21 protein-coding genes and 1 riboswitch are annotated in these 16,777 nt (G+C 71.0%); of the genes, 9 read left to right on the top strand and 12 right to left on the bottom strand.

Going from position 1 to position 16,777, the window contains the following annotated elements:
• Positions 1-7 precede the first annotated feature (7 nt).
• The 6 genes from ACFYYB_RS13545 to ACFYYB_RS13520 all read left to right on the top strand — a co-directional run bounded on the left by ACFYYB_RS13545 (position 8) and on the right by ACFYYB_RS13520 (position 6,069).
• The gene (locus ACFYYB_RS13545) at positions 8-745 is read left to right on the top strand and encodes a L,D-transpeptidase family protein (protein ID WP_389435328.1); all 738 of its coding nucleotides are present in this window, start codon (positions 8-10) and stop codon (positions 743-745) included.
• Between the two features lie 113 nt (positions 746-858).
• Positions 859-2,100, top strand: a complete 1,242-nt coding sequence (locus ACFYYB_RS13540) for an Ig-like domain-containing protein (protein WP_389435326.1) — start codon at positions 859-861, stop codon at positions 2,098-2,100.
• An 87-nt stretch (positions 2,101-2,187) separates the two neighbouring features.
• Positions 2,188-2,955 carry an enoyl-CoA hydratase-related protein gene (locus tag ACFYYB_RS13535; RefSeq protein WP_327304445.1) on the top strand — a complete coding sequence of 256 codons (768 nt, stop codon included), beginning with the start codon at positions 2,188-2,190 and terminating at the stop codon, positions 2,953-2,955.
• Between the two features lie 240 nt (positions 2,956-3,195).
• Complete coding sequence (locus tag ACFYYB_RS13530) at positions 3,196-3,708, top strand: ATP-binding protein (RefSeq protein ID WP_389435324.1); 513 nt, start codon at positions 3,196-3,198, stop codon at positions 3,706-3,708.
• Positions 3,709-4,078: 370 nt separating this feature from the next.
• The gene (locus ACFYYB_RS13525; protein WP_389435323.1) at positions 4,079-4,885 is read left to right on the top strand and encodes a polysaccharide deacetylase family protein; all 807 of its coding nucleotides are present in this window, start codon (positions 4,079-4,081) and stop codon (positions 4,883-4,885) included.
• The gene (locus ACFYYB_RS13520) at positions 4,882-6,069 is read left to right on the top strand and encodes a YncE family protein (protein ID WP_389435321.1); all 1,188 of its coding nucleotides are present in this window, start codon (positions 4,882-4,884) and stop codon (positions 6,067-6,069) included. Before ACFYYB_RS13525 ends, ACFYYB_RS13520 begins: the two co-directional genes overlap by 4 nt.
• Before the next feature lie 89 nt (positions 6,070-6,158).
• On the opposite strand, the gene ACFYYB_RS13515 is transcribed toward ACFYYB_RS13520, so the two are convergent.
• Positions 6,159-7,412: a cytochrome P450 gene (locus ACFYYB_RS13515; protein WP_389435319.1), complete on the bottom strand. Its 1,254-nt coding sequence runs from the start codon at positions 7,410-7,412 to the stop codon at positions 6,159-6,161.
• Positions 7,393-8,187: a tRNA-dependent cyclodipeptide synthase gene (locus ACFYYB_RS13510; protein ID WP_389435317.1), complete on the bottom strand. Its 795-nt coding sequence runs from the start codon at positions 8,185-8,187 to the stop codon at positions 7,393-7,395. Before ACFYYB_RS13510 ends, ACFYYB_RS13515 begins: the two co-directional genes overlap by 20 nt.
• Positions 8,188-8,441: 254 nt before the next feature.
• Here ACFYYB_RS13510 and ACFYYB_RS13505 point away from each other — a divergent pair, with 254 nt between their 5' ends.
• Entirely contained in the window at positions 8,442-8,654 is a 213-nt protein-coding gene (locus ACFYYB_RS13505; RefSeq protein WP_327304439.1) for an EF-hand domain-containing protein, read from the top strand.
• 45 nt (positions 8,655-8,699) lie between these two features.
• Here ACFYYB_RS13505 and ACFYYB_RS13500 read toward each other — a convergent pair whose 3' ends face one another.
• The 7 genes from ACFYYB_RS13500 to ACFYYB_RS13470 all read right to left on the bottom strand — a co-directional run bounded on the left by ACFYYB_RS13500 (position 8,700) and on the right by ACFYYB_RS13470 (position 13,781).
• A complete protein-coding gene (locus tag ACFYYB_RS13500; protein ID WP_389435315.1) occupies positions 8,700-9,257 on the bottom strand; it encodes a PadR family transcriptional regulator in 558 nt (185 codons plus the stop codon).
• 9 nt (positions 9,258-9,266) lie between these two features.
• Positions 9,267-10,262, bottom strand: a complete 996-nt coding sequence (locus ACFYYB_RS13495; RefSeq protein ID WP_389435313.1) for a hypothetical protein — start codon at positions 10,260-10,262, stop codon at positions 9,267-9,269.
• 15 nt (positions 10,263-10,277) lie between these two features.
• Positions 10,278-11,102 carry an energy-coupling factor ABC transporter ATP-binding protein gene (locus ACFYYB_RS13490; RefSeq protein ID WP_389435311.1) on the bottom strand — a complete coding sequence of 275 codons (825 nt, stop codon included), beginning with the start codon at positions 11,100-11,102 and terminating at the stop codon, positions 10,278-10,280.
• A 5-nt stretch (positions 11,103-11,107) separates the two neighbouring features.
• Positions 11,108-11,857, bottom strand: a complete 750-nt coding sequence (gene cbiQ, locus ACFYYB_RS13485) for a cobalt ECF transporter T component CbiQ (protein ID WP_389435309.1) — start codon at positions 11,855-11,857, stop codon at positions 11,108-11,110.
• 3 nt (positions 11,858-11,860) lie between these two features.
• Positions 11,861-12,208 (bottom strand): energy-coupling factor ABC transporter substrate-binding protein, encoded by a 348-nt coding sequence (locus tag ACFYYB_RS13480; RefSeq protein WP_389436187.1) that lies wholly within the window; start codon positions 12,206-12,208, stop codon positions 11,861-11,863.
• 8 nt (positions 12,209-12,216) lie between these two features.
• Entirely contained in the window at positions 12,217-12,930 is a 714-nt protein-coding gene (locus ACFYYB_RS13475; RefSeq protein WP_389435308.1) for an energy-coupling factor ABC transporter permease, read from the bottom strand.
• Positions 12,931-12,957: 27 nt separating this feature from the next.
• Positions 12,958-13,152, bottom strand: a riboswitch (cobalamin riboswitch).
• Positions 13,153-13,325: 173 nt separating this feature from the next.
• Positions 13,326-13,781, bottom strand: coding sequence for a hypothetical protein (locus tag ACFYYB_RS13470; protein ID WP_389435306.1), 456 nt, complete (start codon positions 13,779-13,781; stop codon positions 13,326-13,328).
• On the opposite strand from ACFYYB_RS13470, the gene ACFYYB_RS13465 reads away from it, so the two are divergent.
• Both ACFYYB_RS13465 and ACFYYB_RS13460 read left to right on the top strand, forming a co-directional pair.
• Positions 13,668-13,988: a hypothetical protein gene (locus ACFYYB_RS13465; protein ID WP_389436186.1), complete on the top strand. Its 321-nt coding sequence runs from the start codon at positions 13,668-13,670 to the stop codon at positions 13,986-13,988. The genes ACFYYB_RS13470 and ACFYYB_RS13465 overlap by 114 nt on opposite strands.
• Before the next feature lie 177 nt (positions 13,989-14,165).
• Entirely contained in the window at positions 14,166-14,891 is a 726-nt protein-coding gene (locus tag ACFYYB_RS13460) for a flavodoxin family protein (RefSeq protein WP_389435304.1), read from the top strand.
• A gap of 35 nt (positions 14,892-14,926) precedes the next feature.
• On the opposite strand, the gene ACFYYB_RS13455 is transcribed toward ACFYYB_RS13460, so the two are convergent.
• The 3 genes from ACFYYB_RS13455 to ACFYYB_RS13445 all read right to left on the bottom strand — a co-directional run bounded on the left by ACFYYB_RS13455 (position 14,927) and on the right by ACFYYB_RS13445 (position 16,512).
• Positions 14,927-15,454 (bottom strand): hypothetical protein, encoded by a 528-nt coding sequence (locus ACFYYB_RS13455; RefSeq protein WP_389435302.1) that lies wholly within the window; start codon positions 15,452-15,454, stop codon positions 14,927-14,929.
• 115 nt (positions 15,455-15,569) lie between these two features.
• A complete protein-coding gene (locus ACFYYB_RS13450; protein WP_389435300.1) occupies positions 15,570-15,977 on the bottom strand; it encodes an SsgA family sporulation/cell division regulator in 408 nt (135 codons plus the stop codon).
• A 220-nt stretch (positions 15,978-16,197) separates the two neighbouring features.
• Positions 16,198-16,512 carry a hypothetical protein gene (locus tag ACFYYB_RS13445; RefSeq protein ID WP_327304429.1) on the bottom strand — a complete coding sequence of 105 codons (315 nt, stop codon included), beginning with the start codon at positions 16,510-16,512 and terminating at the stop codon, positions 16,198-16,200.
• Between the last annotated feature and the right edge of the window lie 265 nt (positions 16,513-16,777).

The raw sequence follows: 16,777 nt of genomic DNA, 5'->3' as shown, positions 1-16,777 counted from the left end.
GGCCCGTATGAGCACAGGGTGTGCGGTAGGCGCGATCGGCAGGGCGGCCGCGACGGCCGCGATCCTCGCGGCGGCCGCCCTCGCCCCGCCGCAGACGGCGGCCTTGGCGGCCCCGTCCCCCTCCCCCTCCCCGTCGGCCCCCGCCGAGGCGGCGTGCACCGCCGGGACCGGCCCCTACCAGCGCGAGCTGGAGCGCCACCTGCGCCGGACGGCCGACGGGACACAGGACACCGGGGACTGCGAGGCGATCCGCACCTTCCAGCGCGCCCACGCGATCCGGCCCGCCGACGGCTACGCCGGGCTGGTCACCTTCCGCACCATGGTCGCGGTCGCCGCCCGCGCGAACCCCAACGCCGCCGGCGACTGTCCGGTCCGCTCCCACCGGGTGACCTGCGTGGACCTGGAGCGCCAGATCCTGTGGGTGCAGCGCGGCCGCACGGTGGTCTTCCCGCCCGTGCCCGTCCGTACCGGACGCGACGAGGAAGAGACCCGCACCGGCTGGCACGAGGTCTACTGGCGCAGCGAGGACCACGTGTCCACGCTCTACCCCGACTCCCCGATGCCCTACGCCCAGTTCTTCGACGAGGGCCAGGCCCTGCACGGCCGCCCCGGCAACCTGTACGCGCACGGCGGCTCGGCCGGCTGCGTCAACCTCACCGTCCCCGACGCGCGGCGCCTGTGGGACCTGCTCACCGAGGGCGACGCCGTCTACGTCTGGGGCACCAAGCCCGGCACGGAGGACTGACTCCCGGCGCCCGCACCACTCTTGGGACGGAACGGTGACACGACCGTACTGTCTCGTGATCCCCCATGTGATTTCCTGGCGATGAAGCGCGCGACTGTCCGCGCGCGGGGGACATGGGGAGAACAAGAGTGAACCTGCAGCCGATACGCGGCCGCGCCCGCACCGGCCTGCCGGCCCTTCTGCTGGGCGCGGCCCTGCTGTTCACCAGCGCGTGCAGCGGTGGCGGAAACGCGGGTGGCGACGGCGGGAGCGGTGGCGGAGACGGGCTGACCGGTACGACCGGTACCGAGGCGTCGAAGGCCGTCGTGAGCGTCAAGCCGGACGACGGGGCCAAGGAGGTCGCCACCAGCGGCATCCTCAAGATAACCAGCACCGGCGGCAAGCTCACCACGGTGACGGTCGCCGACACCAAGGGCAACGCGGTGGAGGGCAAGCTCGCCGCGGACGGCGCGAGCTGGGAGCCCGCCCGCAACCTCGCCTCCGCCACCGAGTACAAGGTGCACGCGGTGGCCAAGGACGAGGCCGGCCGCGAGTCCGCGAAGGACACCACTTTCACGACGCTCACGCCCGCCAACACCTTCATCGGCCAGTACACCCCCGAAGACGGATCGACGGTCGGCGTGGGGATGCCGGTCTCGATCAACTTCTCCCGCGGCATCACCAACCCCGAGGCCGTCGAGAAGGCCATCACGGTGACGGCCGATCCGGCCGTGCCGGTCGAGGGCCACTGGTTCGGCAACGACCGCCTGGACTTCCGCCCCGAGAAGTACTGGGCCGCGGGCACCAAGGTCACCCTGAAGCTGGAGCTCGACGGAGTCGAAGGCCGCCCGGGGGTCTACGGCAAGCAGACCCGTACGGTCACCTTCAAGGTCGGCCGCTCCCAGGTCACCACCGTCGATGCCGCCGAGCACCAGATGAGCGTGGTCCGCGACGGCGCGGTGCTCAAGAACATCCCGATCACCGCCGGCGCCCCCGCGAACACCACGTACAACGGGCAGATGGTCATCAGCGAGAAGTACAAGGTGACCCGGATGAACGGCGCCACCGTCGGCTTCGGCGGGGAGTACGACATCTCCGACGTCCCGCACGCGATGCGGCTGACCACCTCCGGCACCTTCGTCCACGGCAACTACTGGGCCTCGTCGGGCACGTTCGGCTCAGAGAACGTCAGCCACGGCTGCGTGGGCCTGAAGGACGTCCGCGGCGCCGGTGACGGCAGCCAGCCCGCGGCCTGGTTCTTCAACGAGTCGATCATCGGTGACGTGGTCATCGTGAAGAACTCCAAGGACAAGACCGTCGCCCCCGACAACGGCCTCAACGGCTGGAACATGGACTGGGCGGACTGGATCAAGTAGGAACACGCACTCCGTAGTTCCGGTGGCCCGGTGCTGTGACCCACAGCACCGGGCCACCTTGCGTTAACCGGCGCTAACCTTCCCCGTATGACCATCTCTCTCGAAGTCTCCGAAGGTGTCGGCGTCATCCGGCTGGACCGGCCGCCCATGAACGCCCTGGACATCGCCACCCAGGACCGGCTGCGCGAGCTCGCCGTGGAGGCGACCGACCGGGCCGACGTCCGTACGGTCGTCATCTACGGCGGTGAGAAGGTGTTCGCGGCAGGCGCGGACATCAAGGAGATGCAGACGATGGACCACGCGGCCATGGTCGCCCGGTCCCGCGGACTGCAGGACGCCTTCACCGCCGTGGCCAAGATCCCCAAGCCCGTGGTCGCGGCCGTCACCGGCTACGCGCTGGGCGGCGGCTGCGAGCTGGCCCTGTGCGCGGACTACCGCATCGCCGGAGACAACGCGAAGCTCGGCCAGCCCGAGATCCTGCTCGGCCTGATCCCCGGCGCGGGCGGCACCCAGCGGCTGTCCCGGCTGATCGGCCCCTCCAAGGCCAAGGACCTCATCTTCACCGGCCGCATGGTCAAGGCCGACGAGGCGCTGGCCCTCGGCCTCGTGGACCGCGTGGTCCCGGCCGCCGAGGTCTACGAGCAGGCGCACGCGTGGGCCGCGAAGCTCGCGCAGGGCCCGGCCCTCGCGCTGCGCGCCGCCAAGGAGTGCGTGGACGCGGGGCTGGAGACCGACATCGACACCGGGCTGACCATCGAACGGGGCTGGTTCGCGGGCCTGTTCGCCACCGAGGATCGCGAGCGCGGGATGCGCAGCTTCGTCGAGGAGGGTCCCGGGAAGGCGAAGTTCCTCTAGGCCGCGGGGGGATCCTCCCTGCGGGTGGATTAGCCAGGCCTTAAGGCAGCCTTAAGAGGAGCCGGTGATCCACTCAGGGTGATCATCGGTTTGCGGTGTGTCACCGCAGGTCAGGGGCGTCTGGCGACCCCCGAGTTGCCGATTGCATATGCCAGGAGGGCCCCCCGGGATCGACGATCCCGGGGGGTCTTTTCCTGCGGAACGGCCCGAACGGCCCGGGTGGCCCTCCATGATGGGTGCATGGCGGGTCTGGAGGGTGTGGAACAGCCGCGGCAGCGCAGTAGCGCTTCCGCCGTACGGCTCACGGCGGCCCTTGAGGACGAACTGGGCCTCAAAGCGCTGGAGTTGTACGGAAACCCGGCCGAGGCGGAGGTGACGCTGCCCTCGATGCCCGAGTCGGCGAGCACCGCCCGCCGGCTGACGCAGTGCGTGGTCGTGCGCCTGTGGGGGCTGTCACCGCAGATCGCCGAGCACACGGTCCTGCTGGTCTCGGAGCTCGTGGGCAACGCCGTCCGGCACACCGGAGCCCGTTCCTTCGGTTTACGCATGCTCAGGCGGCGCGGCTGGATCCGCGTGGAGGTGCGCGACCCCTCGCGCGGGCTGCCCTGCCTGATGCCGGTGCACGAGATGGACACCACCGGGCGGGGGCTGTTCCTCGTCGACAAGCTCTCGGACCGCTGGGGCGCGGACCTGCTGCCGCGCGGAAAGATCACCTGGTTCGAGATGCGGGTCGCCGACCGCCAGGGCCCCTGAACGCCAGAAACCCCCTGTCGCCGTTGTGGGGCGCTGCGGGGGTTTCATGGGGGTGCCGAGGATCGAAGGGGGTGTGATCCTCGGCAGGGACTTCGCTCGGGTCAACGGGAAGCCGTGGTTCCGACTATGGCAGACGAGGGACCAAATGCCAAAAGTCCCAAGTTGGACATAAGTGTGCATATCCTAAGACTTTCTACCTAAATCTTAGGTGAGATGGCCCACCGACCTCGTAATTAGCGCATAAATATCAACTGCTGTGAGTGAATCGTTGATCACATAGCGGATGGTCGCCGGGTGGCACCGGTTCGGCCGAAGGTCCTGAATTGGGTCAATCAATAGCTAGACGGGCATCCGCCCCTTAAATGGGCGGGTGCTCTGCTACCCGGACCGCCGATCCGCTCTCCGTGCCGGCGCGGCGGTCGCCGCCGGCGCCCTCGCCGCCGCCTGTAGTGCCCCCGTCGGCCCCGCGGCCCCGGCGAAGGCCGCCCCGGACAGACCGGCGGCCCCGGACAAGGCGGCCCCGGGCAAGGCCGCTCCCGCGAAGGCGGCCCCCGCCCCGCGCCGGTTCGCCGGTCAGCCCGTGGAGATCGGGCACGGTCCCCGCGGCGGGTCCGGCGTCGCGCTCACCTTCCACGGCAACGGCGACCCCGCCATCGCCAAGGCGGTGCTCGCCGAGGCGGAGCGGGCGGGCGCGCGGGTCACCGTCCTGGCCATCGGCGCCTGGCTCGACGCCCACCCGGAGATGGCCCGCCGGATCCTGGACGGCGGCCACGAGCTCGGCAACCACACCCAGCGCCACCTCGCGATCAACACCCTGCCCGAGGAGCAGGCGTACGCCGAGATCACCGGCTGCGCCGACCGGCTCAAACGGCTGACCGGATCCATCGGCACCTGGTTCCGCCCGTCCCAGACCCAGTACGCCGCCCCCCTGGTGCGAAAACTGGCCCAGCGGGCGGGCTACCCGCACGTCCTCTCGTACGACGTGGACTCCCTCGACTTCACCTCGCCCGGTGCCGCGACCGTCGTCCGCACCGTCATCGGCCCGATCCAAGCCGGATCGGTGGTGAGCCTGCACTTCGGCTACGCGGACACGGTCGACGCGATGCCGCCCCTCCTCGAAGAACTCGCACGCCGCAAACTGCGCGCGGTGACCACCACGGAGCTGCTGACCCCATGACGACCACCCGCCTTCCCCGGAAGGCCACCGCGCTGCTGGCCGGCCTGGTCCTCGCCGCCCTCGCCGGCTGCGGAGCGGCCGACAAGGGACCCGCCGAGGCGCTCGGCACGAAGGGGCCCGCCGTGCCCGCCAAGGCCGTGCCCGCCGTGCCGCCGGGCCTCGCCGGCATGCCGCCGCTCCTCGATCCGAACGACGTCTACGCGGCCGACCGGCCGAACAAGCTCTCCCCGGTGGTCAAGGACTTCCCGTCCCGCGTCTACGTGCCGAACACCAGCTCCAACACGGTGTCCGTCATCGACCCGGTCACGTACAAGGTCATCGACACCATCCCGGTCGGCATCCAGCCCCAGCACGTGGTCCCGTCCTGGGACATGAAGACCCTCTGGGTCAACAACAACCGGGGCCACACGCTCACCCCGATCAACCCGGCCACCGGCGAGGCCGGCAAGCCCGTGGAGGTGCACGACCCGTACAACCTGTACTTCACGCCCAACGGCAAGTACGCGGTGGTCATGGCCTCCATGGACAAGGAGCTGGTCTTCCGCGATCCGCACACGATGGACCGCGTGAAGACCGTCCCGGTGACCTGCTTCGGCGTCAACCACGCGGACTTCTCCGCGGACGGCCGCTACTTCATCGTGAGCTGCGAGTTCTCCGGCGAACTGCTCAAGGTCGACACCGAGAAGATGGAGGTCGTCGGCCAGCAGAAGCTCCCCTTCGAGGGCGCGATGCCGCAGGACGTCAAGGTCTCGCCGGACGGAAAGACCTTCTACGTCGCGGACATGATGGCGCACGGCATGTGGGTGCTCGGCGGCGACAAGTTCGAGACCCCCAAGCTGCTGCCCACCGGAAAGGGCTGCCACGGCCTGTACGTCAGCCGCGACTCCAAGGAGATGTACGTCTCCAACCGGGGCGAGGGGTCCGTCTCCGTCTTCGACTTCACGCAGAACAAGCTGACCAAGAAGTGGGAGCTGCCCGACGGCGGCAGCCCCGACATGGGCGGCGTCTCCGCCGACGGCAAGGTGCTGTGGCTCTCGGGCCGTTACAACTCCGAGGTCTACGCCATCGACACCACCACCGGCAAGCAGCTCGCCAAGATCCCGGTGGGCGGCGGCCCGCACGGCCTCGCCGTCTACCCGCAGCCCGGCCGCTACTCCCTCGGCCACACCGGCATCTTCCGGTAGGCCCCGAGCGCGCGAGCGCGTAGGAGACGGGTGTGCCCCGGGAGCTCGCACAGCTCCCGGGGCACTTCGGACCGCTCACCACCGCCTCCTCACCAGGCGACGGGGAGCCGCTCGGGAAGGCGCTTGATGAAGCCGGTCCGCCACACGAGGTTCTCCGCCGGCACCGCGAGACGCAGCTCGGGCAGCCGCTCGACCAGCACCTCCAGCGCGATCTCGGCGTGCGCCCGGCCCAGCGCGGAAGCCGGGCAGAAGTGCCGGCCGGCGCCGAAGGCGAGATGGGCGTGGGAGCTCTCGCGCTCCAGGTCCAGCTCGTCGGGGTTCTCGAAGGCCTCGGGGTCGAAGTTGGCCCCCTCCAGCAGGACCAGCACCAGCTCGCCCTCCTTGACCAGTACGTCCCCGACCTGGATGTCCGCCATCGCGATGCGCGGCAGGCCGTCGCCGACGGACAGGTTCCAGCGGAGCAGCTCGTCCACGGCCTTGCCCATGCGCTCCGGGTGCTTGCGCAGGTACCCGATGAGCTCGGGCTTCTGCAGCAGCGCCAAGACCGCCAGGGTCAGGAACGCGGAGGTGGAGACGGCGCCGGCCCCGAACAGCGAGACGGCGACGGTGGCGAACATGTCGTCGGTCAGGTGGGCCGACTCCGGGTCGGCCTCCTTCAGCTCGGCGAACTTGCCGAGGAGCCCCGTACGCTCCTCGGCAGGAAGCGCCAGCTGCGCCTTCAACTGCTGCTCGAAGTAACCGACGTCCTTGTACCAGTTGAGCGCGGAGTCGGCGAACGGTTCGCGTGCGGTCATGAACGCGACGTCCAGCCCCGACATCAGCCGGCGCCAGTCCTCGAACGGCACGCCCAGCACCTGGCAGTGCATGGCCGCCGAGAAGGGATCGGCGAAGCCGGCCCGCAGGTCGGCGGGCCCCCCTTCGGCGAGGAGCTGGTCGATGAGCTCGCCGGCCGTGGCGCGCAGCCGGTCCTGCAGGCCCTTCTGGCGCGGGTTGAGCGCCTTCATGACCGCGTTGCGCAGTCCGGCGCTGTTGATGTTGCCCATGTTGTTGACGACCTCGGGCGGGATCGTCAGGGCGTACTGGCGCGGGACGCCGGCGTTGGCCGTGTCCTTGAGGCTGAAGCGCTCGTCCTCCAGCACCTGCTTGGCCAGCGCGTAGCTGCTCACCAGCCAGGCCGGGTCCCCGGTGAGGGTGCGGACCTTCGCGACGGGCGCCTTCTCGCGCAGCCAGGTGCACTCCTCGGGGAGCACGTCACCGCGCCGCGAGAGGGGGAAGTCGATGAGGGGTTCGGTGGTCTGTCCGCCCCCCTGGTCGGAACGGGCCTCAAGCTGCTCGACGCTCATCGACGGTCCCTTCGGTTGGTGCGGTGTGCGCGTTCGTGTGCGTGCTCGTGTTCGGGTGGTTCGGGTTGCCCCGTACCATTTCGCCCGCCTCGGGGCGCACCACGGCGTATGCCTGGTTCCTCGTCGCGCGCAGTCCCCCACCGCGCGCGAACAGGAGGTCGGTCATCGGCATCTTGACGTGGTAGGCCGCCACGGAGGACGGCACGTCGAGAATGCTCGGGGTGTCGATGAAGAACGGCAGCTCGGCTGCCATGTAATCGAAACACACCTGCAACTGTGCGTCGGTGATTGATTCACCTTCCGGCAACTTGGAACCGACAAAGTGCAGGGCCATTTCCTCGCAGCCCTTACGGAATTCCCCGTCGGTCTCCAGGAAATGGAGCACGCGCCGGTGCAGAAGTTGGTAGACGGGGTTCTCCTGGAACTCCGACAGTGCCCTCACTCGGATCTCGGCGTGCGGAGGTCCTGATTCCTCCACACCCTTCAGAATCCTTCGCCGGACTGCCTTGATTTCCTTCGTCGCACGCTTCTCCGCGTGTTCCCGGGTGTAGCCGAAGGCGGCGAACATCCTGTCCACGTGGAGGTCTGCGTAGACGAAGTCGACCTGTGCGAAGCGGGTCGTGGCCCATCGGGCGAGGCTGGTTATGCGCTCGGAGCTGAAGTAGCTGTTTCCGGGACTCACTCCGATGAGCACATGGTCGCCGTCTTCCCAGATGTGGTGGCAAGTGCGGGTGAAGGGCAGAACTTCGAATGATGCGTCAGCTGTGATCGTCACCTGTGTGATCGCCCTTGTTGCCGCTTGTCCCTGGGAGCCCTGCGCTCCCGGTGTGGCGGCAATGTCGCTACGTTATGCGGTGGTCCCGGAGCGTGACAAGTGGGGGCTTGAATTGTTGGCTGGAATTATCGCTTCCGCACTACGGAAGAGTAATTGAATTTCTATCTGCCGCTCGAACGGGACCCGGGGCGTGAGGGGGGCGGGCATGCCGCTACCCTGAGCCGGTCAACAAGCACCAAGAAGGGGTGGACCCAGTGGCGGACATCGAGAGCGCACGGACGACGTTCGGCAAGTTCGACGTGAACGGTGACGGCTTCGTGACGGCCGACGAGTTCCGTTCGGCGATGGCGGCGATGGGCGACCCGTTCGTCACCGGCCCGGTCGCGGAGGCCGTGATCGCCGCGAAGGACTCCAACGACGACGGCCTGCTGAGCTTCGACGAGTTCTGGGCCTCCCTGAACAAGTAAGCCCCCGCGCTGCCCCCTGGCCCCCTGCCGGGCCGGGGGTGCGCGTCAGGTCTGCCGACCGGTCCCGCCGGCCATGCCCTCGACCTCGGCGAGGGCCTCCTCCAGCCAGCGCAGCCAGAAGGTCTCCAGCCCGGTTCCCGCGTGCAGCACGACACGCCGCAGCCGGTCCTCGTCGGAGTCCCGGCCGGCCGGGAAGTCCTTCTCCTCGATGCCCTCGTACACGGCCAACTGGGCCCGGTGCAGCTCCAGGTGCCGCCGCAGCTCCGCGGCCAGGCCCTGCGGCCCCACGACCGCGGCCGCCCGGATCCGCAGCAGCAGGGGATCCCGCACCGGCTTGGGATCCTGACGCTCCCCGACCCACCGCGCCAGCTCCCCGTTCCCGGCGGGCAGCACCTCGTACTCCTTCTTCTGCCCCCGTACGGGCCCCTCGCTGGGCAGCGCCCGGATCAGCCCGGCCTCCTCCAGCCGGCCGAGCTCCCGGTAGATCTGCTGGTGCGTCGCGGACCAGAAGTACCCGATCGACTTGTCGAACCGCCGGGTCAGCTCCAGCCCCGACGAGGGCTTCTCGAGCAGGGCGGTGAGGATGGCGTGCGGGAGCGACATGCGGCCATCCTAGGTTTGCGGGAGATCGAGGACCGCGATGCCGGTCTCCAGGGCCACCGCGAGACGGGTCCCGTCGGGGTGGAGGGCGGTGACGGCGGAGGGAGTGTCGGTGACCCCGTAGGCCCCGTCCCGGTGCCGCACGCCGATCTCCGGCCATTGCCGCAGGACGCGGCCCGTAGTGGCGTCGACCAGCCGGGGGTGCCCGGTCAGCGAGACCACCAGGTTCCCGCCGCACGCGACCAGGGTTCCCCAGCCGCCCGCTCCGGCGCTGCGGTACAGCCAGCGGCCGTCCCGGCACGACCACACGCCGAGCTGCCCGTCCTGGAGGGTGGAGGCCTCCTCGTCCCCCGGGCCCTCGCCGGTCCCCGAGACGGCGACCCGGTCCGCGTCGAGCCAGCAGGCGGAGCCGACCTCGGCGTAAAGGGCCGTCGGGCCCAGGAGGTCCCCGTCCCGGTCCAAGGCGGTCGCGTCGGCGAACGCGGCCGCCAGGTCGTAGACGTTGGCGACCCCGAAGGGGTGCCATACCCAGCCGGCCACCAGGAGCTTGCGGCCGTCGGGGGAGACGGAGAGCCGCGACTGGAACGTACCGGGGGTGGTGCGCTCGCCGGTGGTGAGCCGTTCGCCCGTGGAGACGTCCTCGACCTCGAGGACGTCGTACTCCTCCGGGCAGCTCACGAGCACTTCACGGCCGTCCGGCAGCGCGCCGAGGGCCACCGCGTGGTCGTAGTCCTCGGGGAGGTTGTCACCCCGTGGCAGCTCGCGCGCGATCCGCTCGCCGTCCAGCAGGACGGCCCTGGTGCCGCGCTCCTCGTAGAGCACCGTCCAGCGCCCCGAAGGGGAGCGCACCGCGCGGTCGTACGCGGGGGAGGCCGGGCGGCGAGCCGGGTGCTCCCGGCCGTCCGGGGTCCAGCGGCGGAAGCCGCCGACCGGGTCGACGAGGTCCGCGCCCTCCCGGCCCGCCCAGAACAGGGACTGCGGCTCCGAGGTTGCCTTCAGCGTCTGCATGGACGGGCAACCTACCTACTGCCACGCGGCCAGCGCCTCCGGATTGCGGGGTCCCGGGGCGTCCGCCGCCAGCAGTCCGTGGGCCCGCAACAGCGCGGCCACCGCCGGGGACCAGGCCGGGCGCAGGCCCGCCGAGGTGAGGAGGGACGGGTCCGAGAGGAGGGCTTCGGCCGGGCCGAAGCGGATGCCCGTCGGGGTCAGGACCGCCGCGTCGTCGGCCCAGCGGACCGCCAGGTCCACGTCGTGGGTGGCCATCACCACCGTCGTGCCGGCAGCGCGCAGGCCCGCCAGGACGTCGAGGAGCCGCTCCTGGCCGTCCGGGTCGAGCCCGGCCGTCGGCTCGTCCAGGATCAGCACCCGCGGAGCCATCGCCACCGCCCCGGCGATCGCCGCGCGCTTGCGCTGACCGTAGGAGAGCAGGTGGGTGGGGCGGTCCCGGAGCGGGGTGATGTCCAGGGCGGCGAGGGCCGAGTCCACGCGGGCGCGGACCTCCGGAGCGGGGAGCCCCAGGTTCATCGGGCCGAAGGACACGTCCTGCTCGACCGAGGCCGCGAACAGCTGGTCGTCGGGGTCCTGCACCACGAGCTGGACGGACGTGCGCAGCCGGGTCAGCCCGGCCCGGTCGTACGAGACCTCCGTGCCGTCCAGCCGCAGCGATCCCGCGCCGGGCCGCAGGCCGCCGCTGAGCAGCCGCATCAGCGTGGTCTTGCCGCTGCCGTTGCGGCCCAGCAGGGCCAGCGCCCGGCCCGGCACGATGGCGAAGTCGACGCCGGTCAGGACCGCCGGGCCGTCCTCGTAGGCGTAGCCCGCGCCGGACAGCTCGATCAGGGGGGTGGCCACCGGGTTCACAGGAAGAGCCCCTTCAGGGTGAGGGTCAGGGTGATCAGGACCGCCAGCAGGCCCGCGGTGGCCGTCAGGAAGCGCCACGACAGGGCCGCCTCCGGTACGAGGACCCGCAGGGCGCCGTCGTAGCCGCGTCCGGCCAGCCCCGCCTGGAGCTTGGCCGCGCGGTCGAAGGCCCGTACGAAGGAGGTGGCGGCGAGCCCCGCCAGGGAACGCCACACCGCCGCCCGGCCGGTGTGCCCGAGCCGGGCCGCCTGGGCCCGGCGGACCTGGGCCATGGAATCGAGCAGCAGGAAGCCGATCCGGTACATGACCAGGGCCACGTCCACCACCGGGGCCGGGACCCCGGCCCGGACCAGCCGGGGCAGGACGTCGGAGACCGGGGTGGTGAACGCGAACAGCAGCAGTCCGAGCGAGGCCGCCGAGGTGCGCAGCAGCAGTTCGGCGGCGGTCCGGGGGCCGTCGGGGGCCAGGGAGACCGGCCCCGTCGGGCCGCCGACCGCGAACAGCAGCGGCAGCGCCCCGGTGAAGCAGAAGCCGAGCGGGATCCGGAAGGCCCGCCAGAGCTGCCGGCCGGCCACTCCGGCCGGGCCGAGCAGCACGGCGAGGGTGGCGGCGGCCACCAGCGGCCCGCCGGGCCAGGGCGGCAGGCACACGGCGGTGACCGTCAGCCCGACCCCGAGCAGGGCCTTCTCCAGCGGGTGCCGGCCGCGCCAGCGACTGCCGTGCGCGGCCACGTCGATCGGCAGCACCGCCTAGGCCTCCGGGCCGGTGGCGGCGGAGGTGGTGGCGGCAGCGGCGGCGGCAGCGGCCCCCTGGCGGCGGCCCTTGCGGACGCCGAAGTAGTACGCGAGCACGCCCGCGCCCAGTGCCGCCTGCAGGGCGAACAGCGCGGACTCGACCTCGCCGGAGGGGGGTTCGTAGAGAGGGGAGAACCAGGGCTCGTAATCCGGCTTCAGCTCGGTGATGGCGGCCTCCGCCTGCGCGTCGGCGCCCGCGAAGGGCTCCTCCTTGCCCTCGCCCAGCCCCAGGGCGATCGGCAGCACGGCCAGCGCCGCCACCAGGAGCAGCAGCAGGCCGTTGATCTTCGTGTTCTTGGACATGCCGCTCATCAGGCCGCCGCCTTCTCTTCGGTGGCGGTATCGGTACCGGTACGGGTGGCCGTCAGCTTCGCGACACCCAGCCTGACCAGCTCCGACTTGCTCGACGCCATCAGCAGCCGCATCACCAGGACGGTCAGCAGCCCCTCGCTCACGGCCAGCGGGATCTGCGTGACGGCGAAGATCCCCCCGAACTTCGCGAGCGAGCCCGCGAAACCGGAGGCCGGGTCGGGGAAGGCCAGGGCGAGCTGCACGCTGGTGACGCAGTAGGTGATCAGGTCGGCGAAGAAGGCGCCGAAGAAGACGGTCACCATCAGCGGGAGCCCGGACGTGCGCAGCAGCCGGTAGACGGCGTAGCCCGCCCACGGGCCGGCGATGGCCATCGAGAAGACGTTGGCGCCGAGGGTGGTGAGCCCGCCGTGCGCCAGCAGCAGGGCTTGGAACAGCAGGGTGATCGTGCCCAGCACCGCCATGATCGGCGGCCGGAACAGGATCGCCCCGAGCCCGGTGCCCGTGGGGTGCGAGCAACTGCCGGTCACCGACGGGATCTTCAGGGCGGACAGGACGAAGGTGAAGGCCCCGGACGCCCCGAGCAGCAGCGTGCTCTCCGGGTTGGCCTTCACCTCTCGGGTGAGCGCGCGGACGCCGTGGACGACGAAGGGGGCGGACGCGGCGCCCCAGGCGACCGCGTGCAAAGGGGGCAGGAACCCCTCGGCTATATGCATGGGTAGGAGACCTCTCCAGCACCTCGTGGATGGACAACGCACCCCGGCCGGTCTCCTGGCTCACGGGTTGACGTCCATGCCCCGCCTTCCCGGGCAGCGCGGAACCTCCCGCGCAGCCCAGTGGCTTTCCCGCAGGAGTGGAGCCGGACTTCCCGATCACAGTGGCGAGGGCCGCACCGGTTTCCCACCGGTTTCCCGAACACCAAGGCCCGCTGACCCTAGTCGGCCGCACGGACCGGGAACAACCCGCCCCAATCGCGCCGGGCGGCGACCGGATTCCGCTTGTGTGTCACGCCATGTGTCCACGCCGCCACTATCTGCCTCAATAGCCCCACCTGAAAAGGGAGTTCCTCATGTCCGTGACCGCCGAAGACTGGCTGCCGTGCGTCGCCGCGCTATTCCGTACGTAGGACCTGGACGGGGGCGGACACCTCGGCCGCGAGGACCTCATCGCCTACGCCGGCCGCCTCGCCGAGTGGCTCACCGAGCCGGGAGACACCCGCCGCGGGGCCGCCCTCCACGACGCCTGCTCCGAGCTGTGGACGCAGCTGCAAGGCGCCCCGGACACCGACCGGGGCGGGCGGATCAGCGAGCAGGAGTTCGTCGCGGCGGCCGCGCGCCACGCCTTCGACGGCGACCGCTACTTCCGCGAGTCCACCCTGCGGGCCCTCGACGCCCTCGCCTACGCCCTCGACCGGGACGGCTACGGCCGCATCGACCGCGCCGAGTACGAGCGCCTGTTCGGGGCGATCGGTCTCGACGGGTCGCTCGACTCCCTCTCCTTCGACCGGGTCGACGCGGACGGCGACGGCTCGATCAGCCGCGAGGAGCTGCGTGCCGCCGCCGTGCACCTCTACCCGCTGGCCGACCCGACCTGGCTCACCGCGGCGAGCGGCTGCAGCGACCGCCCGCGCGGCATCGCCCTGGTCGCCCACGACGCGCGCAAGGAAGCCGACCCGCTCGCCTGGACGGACCGCAAGGCCGCCGAGCTCAAGCCGCACCGGCTCTACGGAACCGGCACCACCGGCTCTACGGAACCGGCACCACCGGCACCCTGATCAACCGGCGGCTCGGCCTGGACGTCGCCCCGCTGCGCAGCGGCCCGCTCGGCGGAGACCAGCGGATCGGCTCGCTGATCACCCAGGGGCAGATCGACCTGTCGGCCCCTACCCGTGCTGCGCCCGGACGGGCGCGGCCCGGTGGCGGGGCTGTCGGGCTCCGGCGAGGCTGGACGGGTGGCTACCGACCCCGCGCAGGACCTCGACTACTCCGACCTGACCGCCGTGTACGTCAACTGCACGCTCAAGCGATCGCCCGAGCCCAGCAACACCGAGGGCCTGATCGGGAAGAGCCGCGCGGTGATGGAGGCGGCCGGGGTCCGGACCTCGCTCATCCGGGCCGTCGACCACGACATCGCGACCGGTGTCTGGCCCGACATGACCGACCACGGCTGGGACGAGGATCAGTGGCCGGTGCTCTACAGCCAGATCATGGACGCCGACATCCTGGTGCTGTGCGGCCCGATCTGGCTCGGGGACAACAGCTCGGTGATGAAGCAGGTCATCGAGCGGCTCTACGCCTGCTCCTCGATCCTGAACGACCAGGGCCAGTACGCCTATTACGGGCGCGTGGGCGGGGCGCTGATCACCGGCAACGAGGACGGCGTCAAGCACTGCGCCATGAACATCCTCTACAGCCTCCAGCACCTCGGCTACGCGATCCCCCCGCAGGCCGACGCCGGATGGATCGGCGAGGCCGGACCCGGGCCCTCCTACCTGGACCCCGGATCCGGCGGTCCCGAGAACGATTTCACCAACCGGAACACGACCTTCATGAGCTGGAACCTCATGCATCTGGCCGCCCTGCTCAAGCGGTCCGGCGGGATGCCGGCGCACGGCAACCAGCGCTCACTGTGGGACGCGGGCTGCCGCTTCGACTTCCCGAACCCCGAGCACCGGTAGCGGCCGGGCCCCGTCTCCCGCCGGCGGGTGCGCGTTCAGCAGACGTTCGGGTGCGCGACGTCCAGGACGAAGCGCTCCGGGGCGTGCAGCTTGAACGAGGTGTAGGCGGGCTTGGTGTCGAAGGCGGCGCCGAGGGTGACGTACCCCTCGTAGTCGCCGGTGAGGGCGAGGCCCTTCAGCTTGGGCAGGTAGATCTTGACGAGCTTGGGCCCGGCGTAGACGTTGTTGCCCGCTTCGTCGTGTCCGGCGGCGGGGTGCAGGCGGATCTCCAGGAAGTACCGCCCGGCCAGCGGGACGGGCTTGCCGGACCCGTCGTAGACCAGCTTCGGGACGGGGGTCACGGTGACCTCGGGTACGTATCCCTGCAGGTCGACGACCACCCGGTCGTACGTGCAGTGACCGCCCCAGCGGGCATTGACGACGAGCGGAGTGGCGGTGGTGGTGGGTGTGGCCGGCTTTGCGGTCGTGGCTGCGGCGGAGGCCGGTGCGGCGAAGGCCAGAGTGGCGGCGAGCAGTGTGCCCAACCCCAGTGCGGTGGCCTGCCGGCGGCGTGGACGGTTCATGGCGTCCCCTCGATTCCGAGAGACGGGGAACGATGTCATCCGTGAAGACGCGCCCGGTACGGCCGTGGTTGCACCGGGTCCACCGGGTTCGGCCGGTTCAGTCGGCTCGGCCGGTTCAGCTGGGCAGGAGGGCGCTCAGTTCGGCGTCGAGGTCGTAGTACAGGCGTTCCCGGCCGCGCGGCACCAGCTCGGTCATCCGGCGGCACAGCGCCTGTACGTCCTTGGCGCGGGCGGACACCACACAGGACTGCGCGCCGTTGCTGAAGGCGAGGAACACCCGCGGCTCGGTGCCCTTCCAGCGCGGCCACACCTGGATGTCGCCCTCGCCGGTGGCGCAGACCTGGCCGTCGAGCAGCAGCTCCCGGGAGAAGACCCAGTGGGCGAGGTGCATCCCGGCACCCTCGAAGTCGAGGGAGATCTCGTAGGGCCGGTCGCTGCGGTACACGAAGACGCCCCGGACCGGGACGGGCGCGGGCGCGGCCTCCAGGCGGAGCGGGAGGACGCGGTGTTCGGTGCCGGTCATGCGGGGCGCCTCTCTCTCGGGGTGGGGTCCCGCCGGCGCACGTGCGGCAGGCCCACTTGGGCAAGCTAGCCCACCCCCGGGCCGCCCATCCGTGGCCGAAGGTCCCCTTCGTCCGGGCCGCTCGACCCCTCTTCGCCCGACGCGCCGAGCCCCGCCCTCCGGGGGGAGGGAGGGGCTCGGTGGAAGGGCGTGCGCGACCGGGGCGGGGCCCCGGCCGGAACTACGGGAGGGGGTTGTAGATGAAGGACTCGTGCGAGTTGGACTGGCCGATCGCGGTGAAGCCCGAACCGTTGGCCTGGGCGCCGTTGTTCTGGTTGGAGGCGCCGAAGCCCGAGGCGACCTGCTGGGCGGTGGAGGAGTTGCCGGCGTTGCTGCCGCCGACCCCGCTGCCGAGGACCCCGGCGAGGGCCGCGTTCGACGCGGTCCCGGCCGCACCGGCCCCGTTGTCGGCCTGGGCGACGCCCGAGAGGAGCGCGAAGGCGAGGGGGAGCGATGCGGCGGCCGCCATCAGGCGGATGCTGCGGGTGCTTGCCATGATTCAAGTCCTCCAGTTAAGCAAAACGGCTGTGGTCCAAGACGGTTGGCCGACCGCCGGGGGTGTGGACGCGACGTCGTGCCCCCACCCTGGCGCAGGTGATCATCAAGAAACCAGCCCAGACCGCCTTGTTCCCCCTCAAGCGTGATCAACTACCCGTCAAACCTCACATCCCACCCAATCTCGAACGAAGTTACTGGCGTAACCCACCCATGGATGCGCGTGGGTTACGCGGGGGTGCTGGTGGCTCAGGCTGCCGCGCAGG

This window comes from Streptomyces sp. NPDC002886 (assembly GCF_042888445.1).
Taxonomy (GTDB): Bacteria; Actinomycetota; Actinomycetes; order Streptomycetales; family Streptomycetaceae; genus Streptomyces.
Note: the sequence above shows the minus strand (reverse complement) of the source record. Positions and strands in the feature narration are given on the sequence as shown.